At 37.5% G+C, this 18,874-nt stretch carries 11 protein-coding genes; 3 read left to right on the plus strand and 8 right to left on the minus strand.

Annotated elements, in window-relative coordinates; genetic code table 11:
* Positions 1–489 precede the first annotated feature (489 nt).
* The 3 genes from pgmB to FXX65_RS05635 form a co-directional block, all read right to left on the minus strand.
* Positions 490–1,152 (minus strand): beta-phosphoglucomutase, encoded by a 663-nt coding sequence (gene pgmB, locus FXX65_RS05625; RefSeq protein ID WP_147615446.1) that lies wholly within the window; start codon positions 1,150–1,152, stop codon positions 490–492.
* Between the two features lie 546 nt (positions 1,153–1,698).
* On the minus strand, positions 1,699–3,447 hold the full coding sequence (locus FXX65_RS05630) for an ABC transporter ATP-binding protein (RefSeq protein WP_147615447.1): 1,749 nt from the start codon (positions 3,445–3,447) through the stop codon (positions 1,699–1,701).
* A complete protein-coding gene (locus FXX65_RS05635) occupies positions 3,440–5,191 on the minus strand; it encodes an ABC transporter ATP-binding protein (RefSeq protein WP_147615448.1) in 1,752 nt (583 codons plus the stop codon). Before FXX65_RS05635 ends, FXX65_RS05630 begins: the two co-directional genes overlap by 8 nt.
* A 430-nt stretch (positions 5,192–5,621) precedes the next feature.
* Here FXX65_RS05635 and FXX65_RS05640 point away from each other — a divergent pair, with 430 nt between their 5' ends.
* From FXX65_RS05640 to FXX65_RS05650, 3 genes are all read left to right on the plus strand, one after another.
* Complete coding sequence (locus tag FXX65_RS05640) at positions 5,622–6,062, plus strand: Dps family protein (protein WP_147613072.1); 441 nt, start codon at positions 5,622–5,624, stop codon at positions 6,060–6,062.
* A gap of 454 nt (positions 6,063–6,516) precedes the next feature.
* Positions 6,517–7,770 (plus strand): UV DNA damage repair endonuclease UvsE, encoded by a 1,254-nt coding sequence (gene uvsE / locus FXX65_RS05645; RefSeq protein WP_147615449.1) that lies wholly within the window; start codon positions 6,517–6,519, stop codon positions 7,768–7,770.
* A gap of 95 nt (positions 7,771–7,865) precedes the next feature.
* Positions 7,866–8,390 (plus strand): cysteine hydrolase family protein, encoded by a 525-nt coding sequence (locus FXX65_RS05650; protein ID WP_147613070.1) that lies wholly within the window; start codon positions 7,866–7,868, stop codon positions 8,388–8,390.
* A 211-nt stretch (positions 8,391–8,601) separates the two neighbouring features.
* Here the strand turns inward: FXX65_RS05650 and FXX65_RS05655 are convergent, their stop codons facing one another.
* The 5 genes from FXX65_RS05655 to FXX65_RS05675 all read right to left on the minus strand — a co-directional run bounded on the left by FXX65_RS05655 (position 8,602) and on the right by FXX65_RS05675 (position 18,688).
* Positions 8,602–10,353 (minus strand): ABC transporter ATP-binding protein, encoded by a 1,752-nt coding sequence (locus FXX65_RS05655; protein ID WP_147615450.1) that lies wholly within the window; start codon positions 10,351–10,353, stop codon positions 8,602–8,604.
* A 280-nt stretch (positions 10,354–10,633) separates the two neighbouring features.
* Positions 10,634–12,388, minus strand: a complete 1,755-nt coding sequence (locus tag FXX65_RS05660) for an ABC transporter ATP-binding protein (RefSeq protein ID WP_147615451.1) — start codon at positions 12,386–12,388, stop codon at positions 10,634–10,636.
* Positions 12,389–12,603: 215 nt separating this feature from the next.
* The gene (locus tag FXX65_RS05665) at positions 12,604–14,694 is read right to left on the minus strand and encodes a methyl-accepting chemotaxis protein (protein WP_147615452.1); all 2,091 of its coding nucleotides are present in this window, start codon (positions 14,692–14,694) and stop codon (positions 12,604–12,606) included.
* 824 nt (positions 14,695–15,518) lie between these two features.
* Entirely contained in the window at positions 15,519–17,612 is a 2,094-nt protein-coding gene (locus tag FXX65_RS05670) for a methyl-accepting chemotaxis protein (protein WP_147615453.1), read from the minus strand.
* Positions 17,613–17,953: 341 nt separating this feature from the next.
* Positions 17,954–18,688, minus strand: coding sequence for a DUF4405 domain-containing protein (locus FXX65_RS05675; RefSeq protein WP_147615454.1), 735 nt, complete (start codon positions 18,686–18,688; stop codon positions 17,954–17,956).
* Between the last annotated feature and the right edge of the window lie 186 nt (positions 18,689–18,874).

Below are 18,874 nucleotides of genomic sequence, written 5' to 3' on the forward strand. Positions count from 1 at the left end.
ACAGTTCAATTTTAGGGGGCGAGCGGGAACTGGGTTGCATGCAAATGCTGATTAACTCGATGTGCGATTTTTTACTGGAATGCGATTGGGAGTTTCGGTGTGTCGCAAGGGGCAACTCAAGAATTGGGCAATTCTTTATGGGAATGCGATTAGAACGTATGAACTTTTTAACGCTGTTCGTCGTTTTTTTTATGCAGTGCAATAGATAAAAGTATTTATAGAAAGCGAGAAAAAAGTTTTTGAATTAAACTACAAAACTTAGCCCGGATGGAAGTGGCGCGTAGTGTTGGCGCTTTGCGCCAATGGAGCGCAAGCGTAACCACGCACAGCCGGTCGAGTAGTGCGATGTGCTACTAAAAAAATTACCGATATAGCATAGTCGAGTTTTGGATTGCGATAATTTAGTTTTTTTTTGCAATGTAGTTAGTAAATACCCGCACAATCGATGTGCATTTTTTATTTGTGTCGTACCACCACCCACATTCTCTTTCAATCATCGAGCAAAAGCATTTTCTCCTCTGCCTCTTTTAAATTTTTAATGTAAAAATCAGCCCCGGGCAGATTTTCTTTAGTTCCTACTGCAATAGCCATCATTCCAGCAGCTTTTGCAGCCTCAATTCCTGCAAGGGAATCTTCAAAAACTGCACATTCAAAAGGTTTTAATTTTAAAGCCTGTGCTCCCTTTAAGAAAACTTCGGGATCTGGTTTTGCTTTTGAAACGCAGTTTCCGTCAATAATTGCATCGAACAAATTTTCAATTTTGAGTTGTTGCAAAATCAACGGCGCATTCTTGCTCGCTGAACCCAACGCGATTAAAATTCCCTCATCTTTTAGTTTGTTAAGATACTCTAAACTTCCTTCGAGCAAGGCTTTTTCGTCGAGTGTTTTTAGAGAGTCTACATAAAGATCGTTTTTTTCATCTGCCCAAATTTCTTTTTGCGAGAGGGTTGCTGTTATTCCGCCAATTTCCAAAAGAATTTCAAGAGAGCGGGTTCTGCTCACACCTTTGAGACGCTCATTATCTTTTTCTGTGAAATTTATTTTCAATTTATCTGCAAGTTTTTTCCACGCAAGAAAATGATATTTTGCCGTGTCGACCAAAACACCGTCCAAATCAAAGATTGCGCCTTTTATTTTTTTTAGTTCGTTCATATTTTCCTCATTTGTAATAAAATGTCTCTGATGTAAAAATTTTAAAATGCATTTTTGTATTTTTAGATGATAACATAATTAGACTTTTACGGATGTTTTTTATTTTTTATTGCAAAGAAAATTTTACGAGAAGATGGGCATGACTGTCTACATTGCTTGCAGGTGCACCTTCGTGTGTGACAAATGCGGCAGGGGCTACTTGTAGCCCCGCAACTTGCCTGCGAGCTACAGCGGCAGGGCTTGGAGTGGCGGCGTAGCCGTCGACCGCAGGAGCGTAGCGACGAGGACGATGAGCGCTTAGCGAAGGGCGCAAAGCCCGATTTTTGCGGAGCGAAGTGCAGCAAAAAGCCGCCCGAAATAAAACTTGATTTTGTTATATTGAATTGCACAATATGGGCGTTTCGTCGTTCGTTGCACTCGCGACGTCGGCTGTTTCGCCATTGCGCTATCGCTCCAGCCGCTTCCTTCGCTCGCTGCGCTCGTTCAGTCCAGTGGCCGCCTTTGGCGTGGCTCCATAGCCTAACGCAAACTTCATTGTATAAAAAATCAGCTTAATTCATTTGCATTCCAGCCTTTTGCATTGCTTCGGAGCGTTACAAAGTTTTTGTAAATTCCTTCTGCTTGCATCAACTGAGAGTGCGTTCCTTCTTGCGCGATTTTTCCTTCTGATATAACCAAAATTTTGTCTGCATTGCGAATCGTGTTCAATCTATGCGCAATGACAATCAAAGTTTTGCCTTTGCACAATTCAGAAATTGCATTTTGAATCAGTTTTTCATTTTCGGCATCGACGCTTGCGGTTGCTTCATCAAGAATAACGATTGGAGCATCTTTTAGAATACAGCGTGCAATAGAAATTCTCTGTTTTTCGCCACCGCTCAAAGACTCTCCTCCTGCACCTATTACGGTGTCAAAACCATTTGGAAGCGACATTATAAAATCATAGCACTGTGCTTTTTTTGCAGCGGCAATTACTTCTTCTTTTGGAGCATTTGGGCGCCCCATACAGATATTGTTGTATATCGTATCTTGGAACAGATAAACCCTCTGAAAAACCATCGAAATATTGTTCAGCACTTGCGATAAAGGAAGTTCTCTTATATCTGTGCCTCGAATTTTAATTGAGCCACCTTGAATATCCCAGAATCGAGCGATAAGATTTGCGATTGTTGATTTACCGCTTCCACTTGCACCAACCAGAGCGAGCATTTTGTTCTTTTCAATTTTAAAAGAAATATTGTGCAGAATTTCATTTTTGCCATATCCAAAACAAACGTTATCAAATTCAATTTCTGGTGATGTTAAATCTTTAAAATTACTTTTTCCGCTGTCGTTAAGTTCGCGTTCGTTTAAAAGAGAATCAATTCTATCCATGCACGAATTCATCACGGTTAATCGCGCATTTTGCGAATACAAAGTTCTTGCTGGAACTAAAAAATCAAAAACAAAGAGAATAAATCCCAAAAGCCAAGAAAGTTCTATCAATGATTTTTGATTTAGATAAATTGTCAATGCAAGAAGCGCGGTCGAAGCCAGCCCAAAACATATATTCAACAAAATGAAAAGCGGAGATTGATGTTCTTCAAAATCTATAGAAGTTTTGCAAGTTGATTTTATGCAGGATGTAAGCTCTTGCGATTTTTTACCAAAAAGATTGTAGGTTTTTATTATTCCAATTCCTTCTGTAAAATCTAAAACGGCACTGTTGAGTTTTTCCGATTCTTCCTGTCGGATTTTTGAATCCTTTAATCCGCTTTTTACCATCAATTTTCCACATAAAATAATTGCGATAACAGAGATTAAACCTGCAATTCCAAGCCAAAAATTTATGATGAATAAAAAAGCAATCATTATGACTTGAGAAAAAACATCGCTCATCAAATTTGCAATTACAGTCATACTGTTTTCTTCTATAAATACCATATCGTTTGAAAGTATTGAACTTATTTTACCGAGATTGCCTTCTGTAAAATATCCCATTGGCATTCGTCTAAGATGAGCTCCAAGTTGATTTCGCTTTTCTGCCATAATCATATAGCCAGCACTTGCCTGCAACCTGTCTGAAATATTTTGAAATATAATCTGTAAGATTAAAGAAATTGCGATTCCAAATGAGAGCGTAATAAAAGTTTGGAATTCAAATTTTTTTTCAAGAAATTTTAGTATCGTAAAAAATCCAAGATAGATTGGCATTTTTATCAATACTGTTTTTAGGAATGAAAATAAAAATGCAACGAGGATTTTTGCCTTGTACTTTCCAGAAAAATTTATAACTTTTAATATCAACTTAAGCATTACTTTCTCCTCCTGTTCCTTTTACTCCCCATTCTGCCGTTCCCTGCGAGGCTTGCCATAAATTTTTATATTCTGCGCAGGTGTTGAGTAACTCGTCTTGCTTGCCTTGCGCAATAAGTGTTCCTTTTTTTAGAACACAAATTTTGTCAGCATTTACTATTGAATTGAGCCTGTGCGCAATAACAATTAGAGTTTTACCTTTTATTACCTGTGCTATGGCGGCATTCATTTTTTCTTCATTTTCTGGATCCATAAACGCAGTCGCTTCGTCCAATACGATAATTGGCGCATTTTTAAGGATTGCACGCGCAAGGCTTATCCTCTGCCTTTCGCCACCGCTGAGCATTTTTCCGCCGTCGCCAGCTGGAGTATCAAGCCCTTTTGGAAGCCTTTGCAAAAAATCTGCACATTGCGCTTTTTGTGCAGCCTCTTCAATTTCTTTATCAGTTGCATCTAGTTTTCCAAGGCGAATATTTTCGCGCAGCGATGTATTAAACAAAAATTGTTCCTGAGCCACATACGAAATTTGCTTGTTCAAGGATTCTATGCTCATCTGTGTAAGCTCTTGTCCTCCAATTTTTATTGAACCTTCTTTTACATCGTAAAAATGTACAAGGAGTTTTGCCAAAGTGGATTTTCCACTACCGGATTCTCCAACAAAAGCGGTCATTGTTCCTTCTGGAATTTTTAAATTTATATTCTTTAGAACATCATCTTCTTTGTATGCAAAAGTAACATTTTCAAATTCAATGCTATGATTAGAGCCTGAAAAATCGGAATCCGTTTGAATTAAATCTTTTTCATTCATAATCTTTTCAATTTCAGAAATTTTCTTATTTAATTGTGGAATTTTTCCTGCAAAAGACATCGCTTTTAACAGCGGCCCTCCAACTCCAGCAGAAAGACACAAAACGAGAATGAATTTACTTAAACTTACGCTTCCATGCATAACCATAAGGGTGCCAATCGGCAACGTAAACATAACTGTACACGGAATCAAAGCTGAATATATTGCCATCCACGGCCAGCACACTTTATACCATGCTAAAGTAAAATCTCTGTATGAATTAACATCGCTTTCGTAACGCTTGTAAGATTCTCCATCTCTATTAAAAATCTTTACAACTTCCATCCCATTTACATATTCAATAATCGTGTTGTTCATTTTTGCAGCAGATTTGTAGTAATCGTTCATTCTCTCCATGCCAACTTTGAACATCATACTCATTGCAAAAGCCCCAAATGGAAGCGAACAAAGGCTCAAAAGCCCAAGCCGCCAATCTGTAATCATCATTCCCACAATAACAATCATCGGAACAAAAAGATTTGCAAAACCTTCTGGTATTGCATGTGCAAGCAATAATTCAATCATTTCAATATCGTCGTTGAACAATTTTTTTATGCGTCCCGACCCGTAATCTTGAATTGTGCCGAGTGGTTTTTTTTCAAGTGCAGATTGCAACTTTTGTCTGATATTTTTTAACGTGTGGTATGCAGAATAATGAGAAAAACTCAATCCTTTTACATACACGATAGAATAAATTAAAAAACAGAAAAAAATCGCACTAAATCTCCATATAAAATCAACCATAGAAACTTTTTCTTGATTTATAAAAATTTGAATGAGCTGGTACAAAAATACAAAGGGCAGCGTATAAAAACACATCCCCACAAACATCATAAGCATGGAAAGTTTAGTATATTTTTTGTACTCTCCAGCATATGTAAATATTTTATCAAACATATAAACTCCTAGAAAAACAATAAAAATTTTAAAGTTTTTCTTGTTAGCATAGGCTAACTTGATGCTATCACAACTGAACTTTTTTGTTAATAAGAGCGGTTTTAAAATCGCTCTTGCATTTTGGACGTTCGCCACGAGTTTTGTCCGCTTTGCTTGAAAAACTCGCGACGTCGGCTGTTTCGCCATTGCGCTATCGCTCCAGCCGCTTCCTTCGCTCTCTGCGCTCGTTCAGTCCAGTGGCCGCCTGCGGCGTGGCTCCATAGCCTAACGCAAGACAAAATTTTTGTTGAATGTTAATAGTTTTTGCAAAAAGATAAGTTATTTTATGCTAATTTTTGTTGACGACTGCTATCTTCGTATTATATTTTAATCAATGAATATCGAACAATTTTGGCGAGTTGTAAAACAACGATATTTTTAGGAGGCCAATATGACAAAAGAATTAGAAAAAAAATTGAATTTGTATCTTGCAAATCAACTTATAGACTATGTAAAAAAGCATAATCTGCACTGGAATTTAAAGGGAAGCAATTTTTTTGCACTCCATGCAAAGCTCGAAGAATTATACGATGCTGCAAACGACATTTTGGACGAAGTTGCAGAACGAATTCTTGCGCTAGGTGGCAATCCAATTTCTAACTTGCAAGAAGCGTTGTCTATTGCAACTATAAAAGAATTGGAAACAGGTCCAAAATCAACCGAGCAGACAATAAGAGCCTTGGTTTCTGATACAGACTATTGGATTAAAGATTCAAAAGAAATCGTCGAACTTGCAGAAAAAGAAGGAGACGGCGTTACTGCGGATATGTTCAACGGTTACACAAAAGAATATCAAAAATTGGCATGGATGCTAAAAGCGTACAACGGTTAATTTTTCGGTTTATTAAATTATAAAACGATTTTTTTAGGAGACTTTAAAGGTTAAATTCTTTTAAAATCTCCTTTTTTTTTATAAATTGAGAAAAATTCTTTATAAAATTTTGGCTTAGGCAATGGCGGGGCGGCAAAGCCGTCGACCGCAGGAGCAAAGCGACGAGGACGATGAGCGTTAGCGAACCCCAGAACTGCCGACGGTGCAAAGCACCGTAAGCTCCCCCTTTTTAAGTTTTTGAATCTCTGGAATTGTAAAGTATTTAAAAAAAAGATAGCAAAGCCGAATTTTGCGGGACATAAAAGTTTTTTAGAACTTTGCAGTTGACTTTAATCGCAATAACACTTATATACAAAGCGAATTGGAGCAAAAAGCCGCTCGAAAATTAAACTGGATTGCGACATATAAGCAGTTCTAAAAGGGGCAAGGGCTAGCGCAATTTGCAGGAGAAAAAATGGCCATTGGATACGCTTGCCTTACAGTCGGTGTTGAAGGCGTGAATTACAAAACGTGCCGCAAAGAAAACGCTGACGAAAAAACTCTCAAAGACATCATCGAGTCAAATTTAGCGTGCATGGATAAAATGTTAGACTACAACATTCAAAACAGCATAAAGATGATGAGAATCACTTCCGACATAATTCCTTTCGGCTCGCATCCCGTCAATCAACTAAAATGGTGGGAAATATATAAAAATCCTCTTATGCTGCTTGGAAAAAAGGCAAAAGACAACGGAATAAGGCTTTCAATGCATCCGGGGCAGTATACGGTTCTCAACTCTCCAAACGAGGATGTTGTAGAAAAAGCGATCTTGGACCTTATGTATCATACAAGATTTTTAGACAGCCTTGAACTTGCAAAAAGCAGCAAAATGATTCTTCACATAGGCGGCGCGTACGGCAACAAGCAGGAAGCGTTGGAGCGATTTGCAGAAAACTACAAAAAATTAGACGAACGAATTAAAAACAGGCTCGTTATAGAAAATGACGACAAGATTTTTACAATCAGCGAAGTGCTAAATCTGGGACTTGCCTTGAATATCCCTGTCATCTACGATAATTTGCACAACAAGATAAATCCAAGTGGAAGCGAAAGCGACAAATTTTGGATTAAAAAAGTGAGCGAAACTTGGACTATAGAAGACGGAAGGCAGAAAATTCATTATTCTGAGCAGGCAAAAGATAAAAATCCTGGCTCGCATTCTGCAACTATCGACGCAAAAACATTTTCGCAATTTTACAAAGATGTAGACGGCGACAAAATAGACATAATGCTCGAAGTAAAAGACAAAAATCTTTCGGCGGTAAAAGCGATAAATGCCGTGCAAAAGTCTAACATCGCAGCGCTTGAAAAAGAGTGGGCAAGGTATAAATATCTTGTGCTTGAGCATTCTCCTGCAAACTACAGCAAAATACGCCAACTGCTAAAAGATAAAAACTCTTATCCGGTTTTTGAATTTTACGATTTAATCGACAGCGCTCTCGAAAATCAGGGGACTACAGGGCAAATTGTAAACGCCGCTCAGCACGTCTGGGGCTACTTTGATAGACTTACAGATAAAAAAACACGCGATAAGGTTAAAAGGCAAATCGAAAAAGCCGCTGCGGGAAACAAGGCTAATTCTTTGAAAAAGGCTCTTTGGATTCTTGCAAAAGAACACAATCAAAAATATCTGCTCGAAAGTTTGTATTTTAAGGATATTCTGTAAGAATAAGAGCATATCTTAATATCTAAGAATAATTTAGTGGAAAAAGGTTATATAAAAATTTATTTTAAAAGGCTATTCAACGAGGAGATTTAATTATGAAATTAATTGTGATTGATATTCAAAAGGGAATAACAAATAAAAAACTATATGATTTTGAAAATTTTATTAAGAACACTCAAAAAATAATAGATGCTGCCAGAGCAGATAAGGTCGAAGTTATTTATGTTCAACATGACGATGGGGTAGGGAGTGGGTTTTCAAAAGGTGATGTAGATTTTGAAATTGCAACCGAAGTAAGCCCTAAGAAAAACGAAAAAGTTTATATCAAACAGTTTAATAGTGCTTTTTGTAATAAAAATTTTGCGGACTATCTTGCTGCTGAAAAAGAAAATACTTTGATTATAGTAGGCTTGCAAACAAATTTTTGTATAGATGCAACTGTAAAGTCAGCATTCGACCGCGGATATAAAGTTATAATTCCAAAAGGCACAAATTCGACTTTTGATAACGATTATATGGACGGGCAAACAACATATCGCTATTACAACGAGATGATTTGGCCTAGAAACTTTGCAAGTGTTATCTCTGTAGAAGAAACTATAAAATTATTTACCGAATAATATCACAATTTGCGAAAGTAAAATAAAGGGCGGCTTTTTGCGGCACTTGCGTCCCGCAAAAAGCGGGCTTTACGGGGTTCCGCTTTCGCTACATTGGCGACAAGTCGCCAACGCTTCGCGCCCCTCCAATCCCTGCCGCTGTAAGCTCGCAGGAGGGCAACGGGGCTACAAGTAGACCCTGCCGCATTGTCGCACACGGCGGTGCTACATATTACAGTTTCCAGCTAGCAGCTTTTTGTCGGCTTTCTACAAACCGTGCATAAATTCCGCCATTTTGCATTAGCTTTTCGTGCTTACCCATTTCGGCGATTTTTCCGCTGTCTATAACTACAATATTGTCCGCATTGCGCACAGTTTTTAGTCGGTGAGCAATCATTATTATCGTTTTGCTCTTTGTAAGCTCTTCGATTGCGTGTATTAAATCCGCCTCATTTTCCGGGTCAACATTTGCGGTAGCTTCGTCCAAAATTATTATCGGGCTGTCTTTCATTATTGCTCGTGCAATAGAAATTCTCTGCTTTTCGCCACCGCTCAAACTTGCTCCACCTTCGCCAATTACAGTGTCGTAGCCGTCTGGCAGATTCATTATAAAATCGTGGCAGCAAGCTTTTTTTGCCGCTTCTATTATTTTTTCGCGCGGAGCATTGTTTTGACCAAATGCGATGTTGTTTGCAATCGTGTCTTTAAATAGATATACATTTTGGAAAACGAAACTAAAGTTTTTCATCAAATCGTCGTATTTGTAAGCTTTTATGTTTTTACCTTTAAGATAAATCGCTCCTGCGTCTACGTCCCAAAATCTGCTTATCAAATGGCAAAGTGTAGTTTTTCCGCTTCCAGAAGAACCAACAAAGGCAGTTGAACTTCCAAGTGGAATTTTTAAGCTTATGTCGTTTATGATTTTTTTGTTTTCATAACTAAAATCAATATCGCTGATTAAAATGCTCTTATCATCGTCAATTTTAGAATTTTTGCCTTGCATTTGTGTTCCGTCCAAATCCATCGTAGGCGTTTTTAAAACTTCGTTTACGCGTTCCATACACAGATTTACATTTTTTAAGAGTGCAGAATAACTTCCTGCGGAGTCAAGGTGCGAATAAATTATAAACGAACATATTATCATACAAATTGAATCGACAAGGCTCATCTGTCCTGCAAAATAAAGTGCAAGAGAGGCTAAAATCATTGCAACGCCTGTAAGTTTTATGATGATCCCCTGTAAACACATCAGCGGAACAAAGGTGAGTTCCAGTTTTATATTTACATCTTTATTTTCGTTATTTGCATCATTCAATTCTTTTCGTGAAAGTCCAACCATGTTGTACGCTTTAACTTCCGCAATTCCAAGTATGTATTCAATCGCTTTTGCAACAAGGTTTGAATCTGAACTGTATTTTCTGTTGGCGATGCGGCTCGCTTTTTTTTGCATGTACGAATTAGCAAGACTAAAAAGAAAAATTCCGCACAAGAGTATGAGCCCAATCTTCCAGTTCCAAATTAAAACCATGAGCGTAACAACAGCCGTAGAAAGATAGCCCTGCGTGCTCATCATAACGACTCTGGTTGCAATGCTTGCCAAAAGTTCCAGCGTGTTTGTTGTAATGCTTGTAATTGTTCCCAGAGAATTTTTATTAAAGTAGCCCATAGGAACGTATCGCAAATGTTCTGCAATTTCCATTCGTTTGTCGGCACAAGTTCCGTAGCCGGCCTGGCACTGCAAAACCGTTATTCTGCTTTGCATTACAACCGAACCTGCAATGCTAAAAATCATAACAGCCAGACATTCAAAAACAACAGTGTAAGAAACGTTGCCTGAAAGCAATGCCGTCAGCATTATATAAACGGCAGGAATTCTAAGCGCTTCAAAAATCGACTTTAAAACTCCCAGCCACATCGAAGCGACCATTTTTCTTTTATTTTGTTTTCCGCAAAAATTAAAAAAGTTTCTAAAAATTTTTATCATAAATTTCTCCAAAATGTGTATCTATAAAACCTTATGGGCGGATTTTGCGGCACTTGCGTTTCGCAAAACCGGGCTATTCGCACTTCGCCGTCTTACGCGGCTCATCCCTCGCTGCGCTCGGGACTGCGGTGCTACTATCCCTTCCGCGTTTGCAGATGAATCTGCGGCAACGATTGTAGGGGTGAGCGCAGCGAAAACAAACACGCCTGTGTTTGTTCGAAGGCTTTAAGCCGTAGCCCCGCAAAGCGTGTTTTTTGCTTTGCAAAAAGTCGCCCAAATCCTATTCATCTTTTACACTGATGTGATTTTGCCACATAGTCTTGTATAGATTGCATTTATTTAAAAGTTCATTGTGTGTGCCAAAATCTTCTATATTGCCGTTATTTATTACATAGATTCTGTCGGATTCGCAAATCGTAGAAAGCCTATGCGCAATTACAATCAAAGTTTTGCCTTTTACGAGGGACGCAACAGATGCCTGAATAAGTGCTTCGCTTTCTGGGTCTGTGTAGGCAGTTGCTTCGTCAAGAATTACGATTGGCGCATCTTTGAGCATTGCACGAGCGATACAAATGCGCTGTTTTTCGCCGCCGCTTAAGTGTCCGCCGGAAGAGCCGCAGTTTGTTTCGAAGCCGTTTTCGAGACCCATTATAAAATCGTAACAGCCTGCGCGTTTTGCAATTTCTTCAATCTCTGCATCGCTTGCCGTTGGTTTTCCTATTCGTATATTTTCGCGCACGGTTCTGTCAAAAAGAAAGTTGTCTTGGCTTACATACGCTACAAGATTATTCAATTCTTCCAGCGGAATTTTTTTAATATCAACTCCGCCGATTTTTATTGAACCTTCTTTTATATCCCAAAGGCTTGCTATGAGTTTTGCTATTGTTGATTTCCCAGAACCGCTTGGTCCTACAAAAGCGGTAACTTTTCCAGTAGGAATTTCCATATTTATTCCGTGCAGGACTTCTTTTTCTTTGTATGCAAAGTGAACATTTTGAAGTGTTACATTTAATTTTTTGTCTTCTAAAGATTTTTTATCTTCGCTTTCTAAAACGGCAGGACGGTTAAGTTCTTCGCTCTGCAAAATATCTGCGATTTCGCCAACTATAACGCTTATCTGTGCAAGGTCATCTGTGTACGAAACGACTGTTAGCAAAGGTTGAACTGAACCTATGCTCAAAATTATTCCCAAAATGAGCTGATAAGGTTCAAGGCTGCCGTTGATTACCAAGATTGCACCCAGTGGCAAAACAGAAACGAGCGTTGCAGGGAAAATTGACATTGCAAGCGAAAACCAAATATTAACTGATTTTTGCCAGTCCACAAAGCACGCGCTTCCTTCTTTTGCTGCAAGTACAAATTTTTCATATGAACTGTCGGCTTTTCCAAATGCTTTTATAACTTCAATTCCGTTTATGTATTCAACTGCGGTATCGTTTAACGCTTTTGTGCTTTTTATTGTACGTTCAAATTTTGGTTTGTAGTCAATCGTCATAAAAGAGTAAAACAAAAATCCAAGCGGAATTGTAGCAAGAGACGCAAGACCGAGTTTCCAGCTGATGTTGAAAATCAAAACAAAAATTGCGACAGAACCGAGAATGTTAGCGGTAAACTCTGGTGTAACATGGGCGAGAGTTGTTTCCATCTGGTCTATGCGTTCGCAGATTGTGTTTTTAATGCTTCCACTAGATTTATCAAGAACATTGCCGAGTGGCATTCGTGCAATTTTATCAAGGCAGAGCGCTCTCGTTCTTGCAAGCACATTAAAAGTTGCAAAATGAGAAAATCCTGTACTCAAACTGTGAAAAATTCCACGCAAAATCCAGCACAAAGCCATAAATCCACCTTGTTTTAGATAGAAAATCCAGTCTTTGTTGCCGTTAACAAGATTTATAACAATTCCGCCTAAAATAACATACGGAATAACGCTGAACATAACGCCGATTATTGCAAGAAAAACAGAACAAAAGTAGAGCCATTTTTTTGAACTTGCAAAATCTAAAATCCAGCTAAAAGTAGATTTTTTTTTAATCATAATACTGCCTCACAATATATGTTAGCATTTGCTAACTACCTACAATTATGGAACTCTGCTTTGATTTATGCAATAACTTGAACATTTTATGATAAAAAAAATTGGGCAATGAGTGGAGATGATGATATTTAGTTAAAGATTACTTAATAATTAAATAATTGGGACGGAAGTGCTTAGTCAATATTAAAACTTCCGCCCCATTTTGCAATTTTTACTTATACTTTAAACTTCGCAACTTCTCCGGTTAAGGTTTGAATGCTGCTCTTATTTTTTTGAGTTATTTCATTTACTTCTTGTGCTGCATTATTAATCTGCATAGCACCTTCTGCCATTTCGTTCATGCTTTCTTTTATAACTTGGGTAAGTTCCTCGAGCTTTTTCATTTCACCAACTACGGCTTGGCTTCCTGTAAGCATTTCTTGTGAGCCTTGTTTTACTTCTGTAGTTACGGTATTTATGTCTTTGATTGCGGTAAGCACTTCTTTACTTCCGCTTTCTTGCTCTTGCATAGCATCCGTTACTTTATCGCTCATAGATTTTACTTCTTCCGCCAAAGCAAAAATAATGTTGAATTTTTCTTCGGCAGTTGTAGATGAACCTGAAAGTGCTTCAATTTCGCCAGATAGCATTTTAAGAGTGTTCGTTATAGTTTTTCCGTGTTCTGAAGAATCTTCTGCGAGCTTTCGTATTTCGTCTGCAACAACAGCAAAACCTTTTCCGGCTTCGCCAGCGTGCGCTGCTTCTATTGCAGCGTTCATTGCAAGCAGGTTTGTCTGCGAAGCGATATTTTGGATAACCGTGCTTGCTTCTATTAAGCTACCAGATTCTTCGGCAATTCGTTGTGTTATGCTGTTTGCGCTGACTACTGTATTTTTGCCGTTCGCGGTTGCATCGGCAAGGTTTTTAATCGCTTCGTCTGTTTTTTCAAGAGTTTTTCCTATGGATGCAATGTTACTAACCATTTGCTCTATTGCAGAAGAAGACTGAGTTACGCTTGCCGCTTGGTTTTCGATGCTTGCGTTTAATTTGCTTATAGTGTTTAAGATTTCGTTTATTGTGGCGGAAGTTTCTGTAACACTTGCGGCTTGAGTTAGCGTTTGTTGCTTTACGCCTTCTATATTAGCACTTATTTCGTGTACAGCACTTGCTGTTTGCGTCATGTTGGAAGCTAGAGTATTACCGATTTCTTCCATTAATATGCCGTTTTCTCCTACGGTTTTTATCGAAGAGCCAATTTTTGCGATAGTTTGATTAAAATATTCTGCCATATCTGTAATTTCATCGTTGCCGTGTACTGCCAGACGGACTGTAAGGTCTCCTTCTCCCTGCGAAATTCCTTTGAGCGCTTTTACAGCAACAGATATAGGTTTTACTATTTGCCGAGCGACAAAAAACACAATTATTAAGAATATAATCAAAATGCCTGTGCCCATAATAAACATTTTAAAGCGCAGCGCATCAACAGTTCCCATAAATTCATCTACAGGAGCATCGATTATAACTTTCCAGCCACTAGTTTTCATTGTTGCAAAAGAAGCGATTCTTTTTATGCCGTTGTACTCAAAGTAACCTACAGAAGATTTTTCTTCTTGAATTGCCATTTTTTCAAATTCTCCAACGGATTTAAGCGATAAATCGGTTTTCGATTCTTCATAGCTATTTAATCGCTTTTCGACTAAGTTAAAATCTTTGTCAGCGACTGAACTTCCGGCTTTATCGATGATATAACATTCGCCTGTTTGCCCAACGACAATATCTTCGATGTCTTTTGAAAGTTGAGAGCCATTTATATCAGCAGATAAAACTCCTACTATATTATGAGCGGAATCAAAAACAGGAACTGCAAATGTTACTACGAGAGTTCCTGTTGCTCTTTCGATGTATGGTTCGGTAACAAAATTTTTTCCAGAGAGTGATTTTTTAAACCATTCTCTGTCGCTTACTTTTACAGAGCCGCCATCATAATAAAATTTTCCATTTATATCTGTTATATCAAGTTCTTTTACTCGTTTGTTAAAAGTCGATTCTATTTTTAAGAATTCTACTTTTTCTTTATACGAATAAGATGAATCGTATAAGATAGGCATGCGAGCGATGCCTTCTAGAAATTGAAAAAATGCGTTAACGCGACCGTCAAGAATTTCTGCGACATCTGTCGCTTTATCAATAAGGTGTGTTTCCACTTTTTCAATAACCGCTTTTCGAGCGGAACGCACGGCAAGCAAAGTTTCAAGCATAGATGATGCTGCAATTAAAAAACCAAACAAAATGACTAGCTTGTAACGCAAAGAGAATCGCTTTTTCATATAAACCTCCAAAATTTTGAAAATGCTAATTATTTAAACAATGCGAAACTTGGGCGTAAAATATAGAAATCGATTAGATTTCCGTTTTTTATAAACACAGTAAATAGTTATTAAAAAGATGTTATTTCGGGGGGGGGTAGAGAAGAATTCATAAAATTACGGTGCAAGTTAGAAAATTTCACGGCATCCTCGAGCGTTCTTTAAATCTTACCGCCTTCAGTATACCATGCAAAAACGATTGCAATAAAAAAATATTGATTTTTCATTAAAATTCTATTGATTTTATCTTAAAAAAAAGGTAATTGACTGGAGATTTTTATCATTTTAGGGCACATCTGCCTTGTGGCAGACCGGGCTTTGCGAGGCTACGGCTTTCGCCTACGACCAAGCACAAAGTGCTTGTTTTCGCTCCGCTCACCTCTACAATCCCTTGTGCACACGGAAGTGCACTTACAAAATAATATCGACAGTTTTGCAAAAACTGTCAGCAAAAGAAAAACACGGACGTTTTTGTTTTGCAACAATCCCTTGTGCACACGGAAGTGCACTTACAAAACAATGTCGACAGTTTTGCAAAAACTGTCAGCAAAAGAAAAACACGGACGTTTTTATTTTGCAACAATCCCTTGTGCACACGGAAGTGCACTTACAAAACAATGTCGACAGTTTTGCAAAAACTGTCAGCAAAAGAAAAACACGGATGCTTTTGTTTTGCAACAATCCCTTGTGCACTGTCGCACATGGAGATGTTTATGCAATGCAAAATATGGATGAATTATTTACTAAATGCAAAAAAAATGCGCCCCGAGGGGCGCAATGTTTTACTAAACTTTAAACTTAGCAACTTCTTCAGTCAAGTTTTGAACACTAACTTTATTTTTTTGAGTGAGATCTTTTACTTCCTGTGCTGAATTGTTTATGCGAACAGCACCTTCTGTCATTTCATTCATGCTTTCTTTTATAACCTGGGTCAACTCTTCAAGTTTTTTCATCTCTTGAACTACTCCTTCGCTGCCTTTGAGCATTTCTCCGGAACCAATTTTTACTTCTACAGTTACGGTATTAATTTCTTTTATTGCTTCTAGTATTTCCTTACTACCGTTTTTCTGTTCTTGCATAGCATCTGTTACGTGGTCGCTCATCGATTTTACATCTTCTGCTAAGGTAAAAATAATGTTGAATTTTTCTTCTGTAGCCTTAGAAGAATCAGAAAGTGCTTCGATTTCACCTGAAAGCATTTTGAGTGTATTTGTTATTGTTTTACCGTGTTCTGCTGAATCTTCTGCTAGTTTACGTATTTCATCTGCAACAACTGCAAAACCTTTTCCCGCTTCTCCTGCATGAGCGGCTTCAATTGCGGCGTTCATTGCAAGTAAGTTTGTCTGCGAAGCGATGTTTTGAATAACAGTACTTGCTTCTATTAAACTGCCGGATTCTTCGGCAATTCTTTGAGTTATGCTGTTTGAACTGAGTACAGTAGTTTTTCCGTCGGCAGTTGCATCTGCAAGGTTTTTAATTGCTTCATCTGTTTTTTCGAGAGTTTGCCCTATGGATGCAATGTTACCTACCATCTGTTCTATTGCAGATGAAGACTCTGTTACGCTTGCTGCTTGATTTTCTATACTGTCGTTTAATTTATTTATGGTATTAACGATTTGTTCTATTGTTGCGGCAGTTTCTGTTACGCTTGCAGCTTGTGTTAGAGTCTGCTGTTTTACACCATCTATATTGGCACTTATTTCTTGTACTGCGCTTGCTGCGTCTACCATGTTGGAAGCCAAAGTGTTACCTATTTCTTCCATTATATTTCCATTTTCTTCTACAACTTTTATTGAAGAAGCAATTTTAGTTATAGTCTGGTTAAAGTATTTTGCCATATCGGTAATTTCGTCGTTACCGCGCACAGGTAGGCGGACTGTAAGGTCTCCTTCTCCTTGGGCAATTCCTTTTAGTGCCTCAACGGCGAATGCTATAGGTTTTACTATTGTGCGTGCTATAAAGTACACTGCAATAAGAGCCATTATTAAGACAATTATTCCAGTACCTATCATAGAAACACGCAGATTGTTTATGGATCCCATAAATTCGTTGATTGGTGCATTTATGATAACTTTCCAATTGGTAGTTTTCATAGTTGCATAGGAAGCAATTTTTTGTACTCCTTGATATTCGTAAGATCCAACTGAAGATTTTTCGTTTTCGAGAGCCATTTTTTGAAATGAGGCAAGGGATGTAAAGCTCTTATCGGTTTCTGCAAGTTTTAATACATTCATCATACTTGTTACTTTTTCAAAATCTTTTAAAGCAACTATTGTTCCCGTAGAACCTATGATAAAACAATACCCTGTTTTGCCTACAACGATATCGGAAATAAGATTTGTAAGGAGCTTTGCATCTACAACGCAGTTTAATACACCAAGCATGTTACGGTTGTTATCATATAATGGTAGTGCAATTATGATTGTAAATTTGTTTAAAGATCTTGAAAGGAGCGGTTCTGAAATATATCTATTTCCCGCAACAGCAGCTTTAAACCAGTCACGATCATGCACATCTATTACAGTGCCGTCGCTTGTTGTGCGCGTGCCAGAAAGATTGTATAGATTAAGCTGTAAAATTTTGTTGTTGGAAGAAAGTTCTTGTTTTAAATAATTTGTCTTTTGTTGATACGAGGCTTCAGGATCTTTTAACAGCGGATTCCTTGCAATGCTTTCAACAATTTGAATAAGGTTTGAAAAACGTCCGTCAAGAATTTCTGCAACGTCTGTTGCTTTGTCAACAAGATGTGCTTCTAGTTTTTCAATAACTGCGTTTCGAGACGAAATTGCTGCAAGAAAGGTTTCAATCATAGACGACACTGCGATTAAAAGTCCAAAAAAGATTATGAGTTTGTAACGTAAAGAAAACCGTTTTTTCATAAAATCCTCCGAAATATTCTAAAATGAAAGTTATTTAATTTTTCTATAATCTATATTTTAATGTAATAAGTTAAATATTACGGGTCTGAATTGTTATACATAAATCTACCATTTCCTTGTTTTTTGATATAGAGATATTTGAGTTTTTTTTTATAAAGATGTGTTGTTATGAAAATGCCGACATTTTTTTGTAAGTGCGCCTCCATGCGCACAAGGGATTGGGAGGGTGAGCAAAGCGAAAACAAGCACTTTGTGCTTGGTCGTAGCCGAAAGGCGCAGCCCTGCAAAGCCCGGTCTGTTCTGGACGCTTTGCGTTCTGAACAGATGTGCCCAAAAATCTTTTATGAATCTAAATTATCCTTTTTTCGGATTTTTTTAGATTTTTTATTTTGCATTTTTAGCAGGAATTTCCCGAGAAAATGCGAAAGTGTTGCAATTAAAACGAGCATTGAAATATAGTCGGCAAAAAAGAAGAAATAGCCACGCTCTATATCTAAAAAGAAAAATTGCTGTACATAGAACATGTATTTTGCAATTCCCAAATTGTAAAACGAATATGCACCATAAGCGCAAACCAAGAACAAAACTGTGTAGCGGATGGCGGATTTTGCTTTTGACGGCGCGTTTTTTGTTGTTTGCATAGTAAGAGATTTCTTGTTTTTGCTTGTTTGTATGCTGTTAAAAATCATTTGGATATGAAGCCCCAAATGCAAACTCATAAAAAAATAATACCAGTGGGAACTTAGCAAATGCGAAGTCCTTGCAAAGCCTAAGCCAAAATTTATTGGTAAAAAACTTGCGAGCATAATTCCACTAAGCATAAGAAAAACTGCACTTATAAAAATTCCAAGATTTACTACCAGTTGCATTATTCTGTAAGGAAAATAATTTGGACGAAATATTGAACTGAACCATTTACGGTTTAAAATAGCATGGCATACCCAAAATACAAACATCAACATTCCCAAATGCTGATGAATTTTTTCATTTTCAAAAAGCAAAGTTCCGCCCATAAGAATTATCGAAAAAACTATCATAAGGATGTCGAGCAGCATCCGAAGTTTTTTTGTGTTCATCTATTCTCCTGCTTTTTGGTATTTAGGGTGAATTTTAACACAATAAAGCAATTATTAAATTATAAACATAAATTAAAAAGATTTATTATGCCATTTATAATTTTATATTTTTTTGAAGATAGAGAAGTAAGCGGTTTAATTTTTCATTTTTTGCTAAAAGAATTTTATTATCGAAATAATTGACTA

This window comes from Treponema pectinovorum, assembly GCF_900497595.1.
GTDB lineage: Bacteria > Spirochaetota > Spirochaetia > Treponematales > Treponemataceae > Treponema_D > Treponema_D pectinovorum.

Coding starts and splice junctions, on each gene's coding strand:
- pgmB (WP_147615446.1), bottom strand. CDS start 1,152: ATGAACGAACTAAAAAAAATAAAAGGCGCAATCTTTGATTTGGACGGT.
- FXX65_RS05630 (WP_147615447.1), bottom strand. CDS start 3,447: ATGCTTAAGTTGATATTAAAAGTTATAAATTTTTCTGGAAAGTACAAG.
- FXX65_RS05635 (WP_147615448.1), bottom strand. CDS start 5,191: ATGTTTGATAAAATATTTACATATGCTGGAGAGTACAAAAAATATACT.
- FXX65_RS05640 (WP_147613072.1), top strand. CDS start 5,622: ATGACAAAAGAATTAGAAAAAAAATTGAATTTGTATCTTGCAAATCAA.
- uvsE (WP_147615449.1), top strand. CDS start 6,517: ATGGCCATTGGATACGCTTGCCTTACAGTCGGTGTTGAAGGCGTGAAT.
- FXX65_RS05650 (WP_147613070.1), top strand. CDS start 7,866: ATGAAATTAATTGTGATTGATATTCAAAAGGGAATAACAAATAAAAAA.
- FXX65_RS05655 (WP_147615450.1), bottom strand. CDS start 10,353: ATGATAAAAATTTTTAGAAACTTTTTTAATTTTTGCGGAAAACAAAAT.
- FXX65_RS05660 (WP_147615451.1), bottom strand. CDS start 12,388: ATGATTAAAAAAAAATCTACTTTTAGCTGGATTTTAGATTTTGCAAGT.
- FXX65_RS05665 (WP_147615452.1), bottom strand. CDS start 14,694: ATGAAAAAGCGATTCTCTTTGCGTTACAAGCTAGTCATTTTGTTTGGT.
- FXX65_RS05670 (WP_147615453.1), bottom strand. CDS start 17,612: ATGAAAAAACGGTTTTCTTTACGTTACAAACTCATAATCTTTTTTGGA.
- FXX65_RS05675 (WP_147615454.1), bottom strand. CDS start 18,688: ATGAACACAAAAAAACTTCGGATGCTGCTCGACATCCTTATGATAGTT.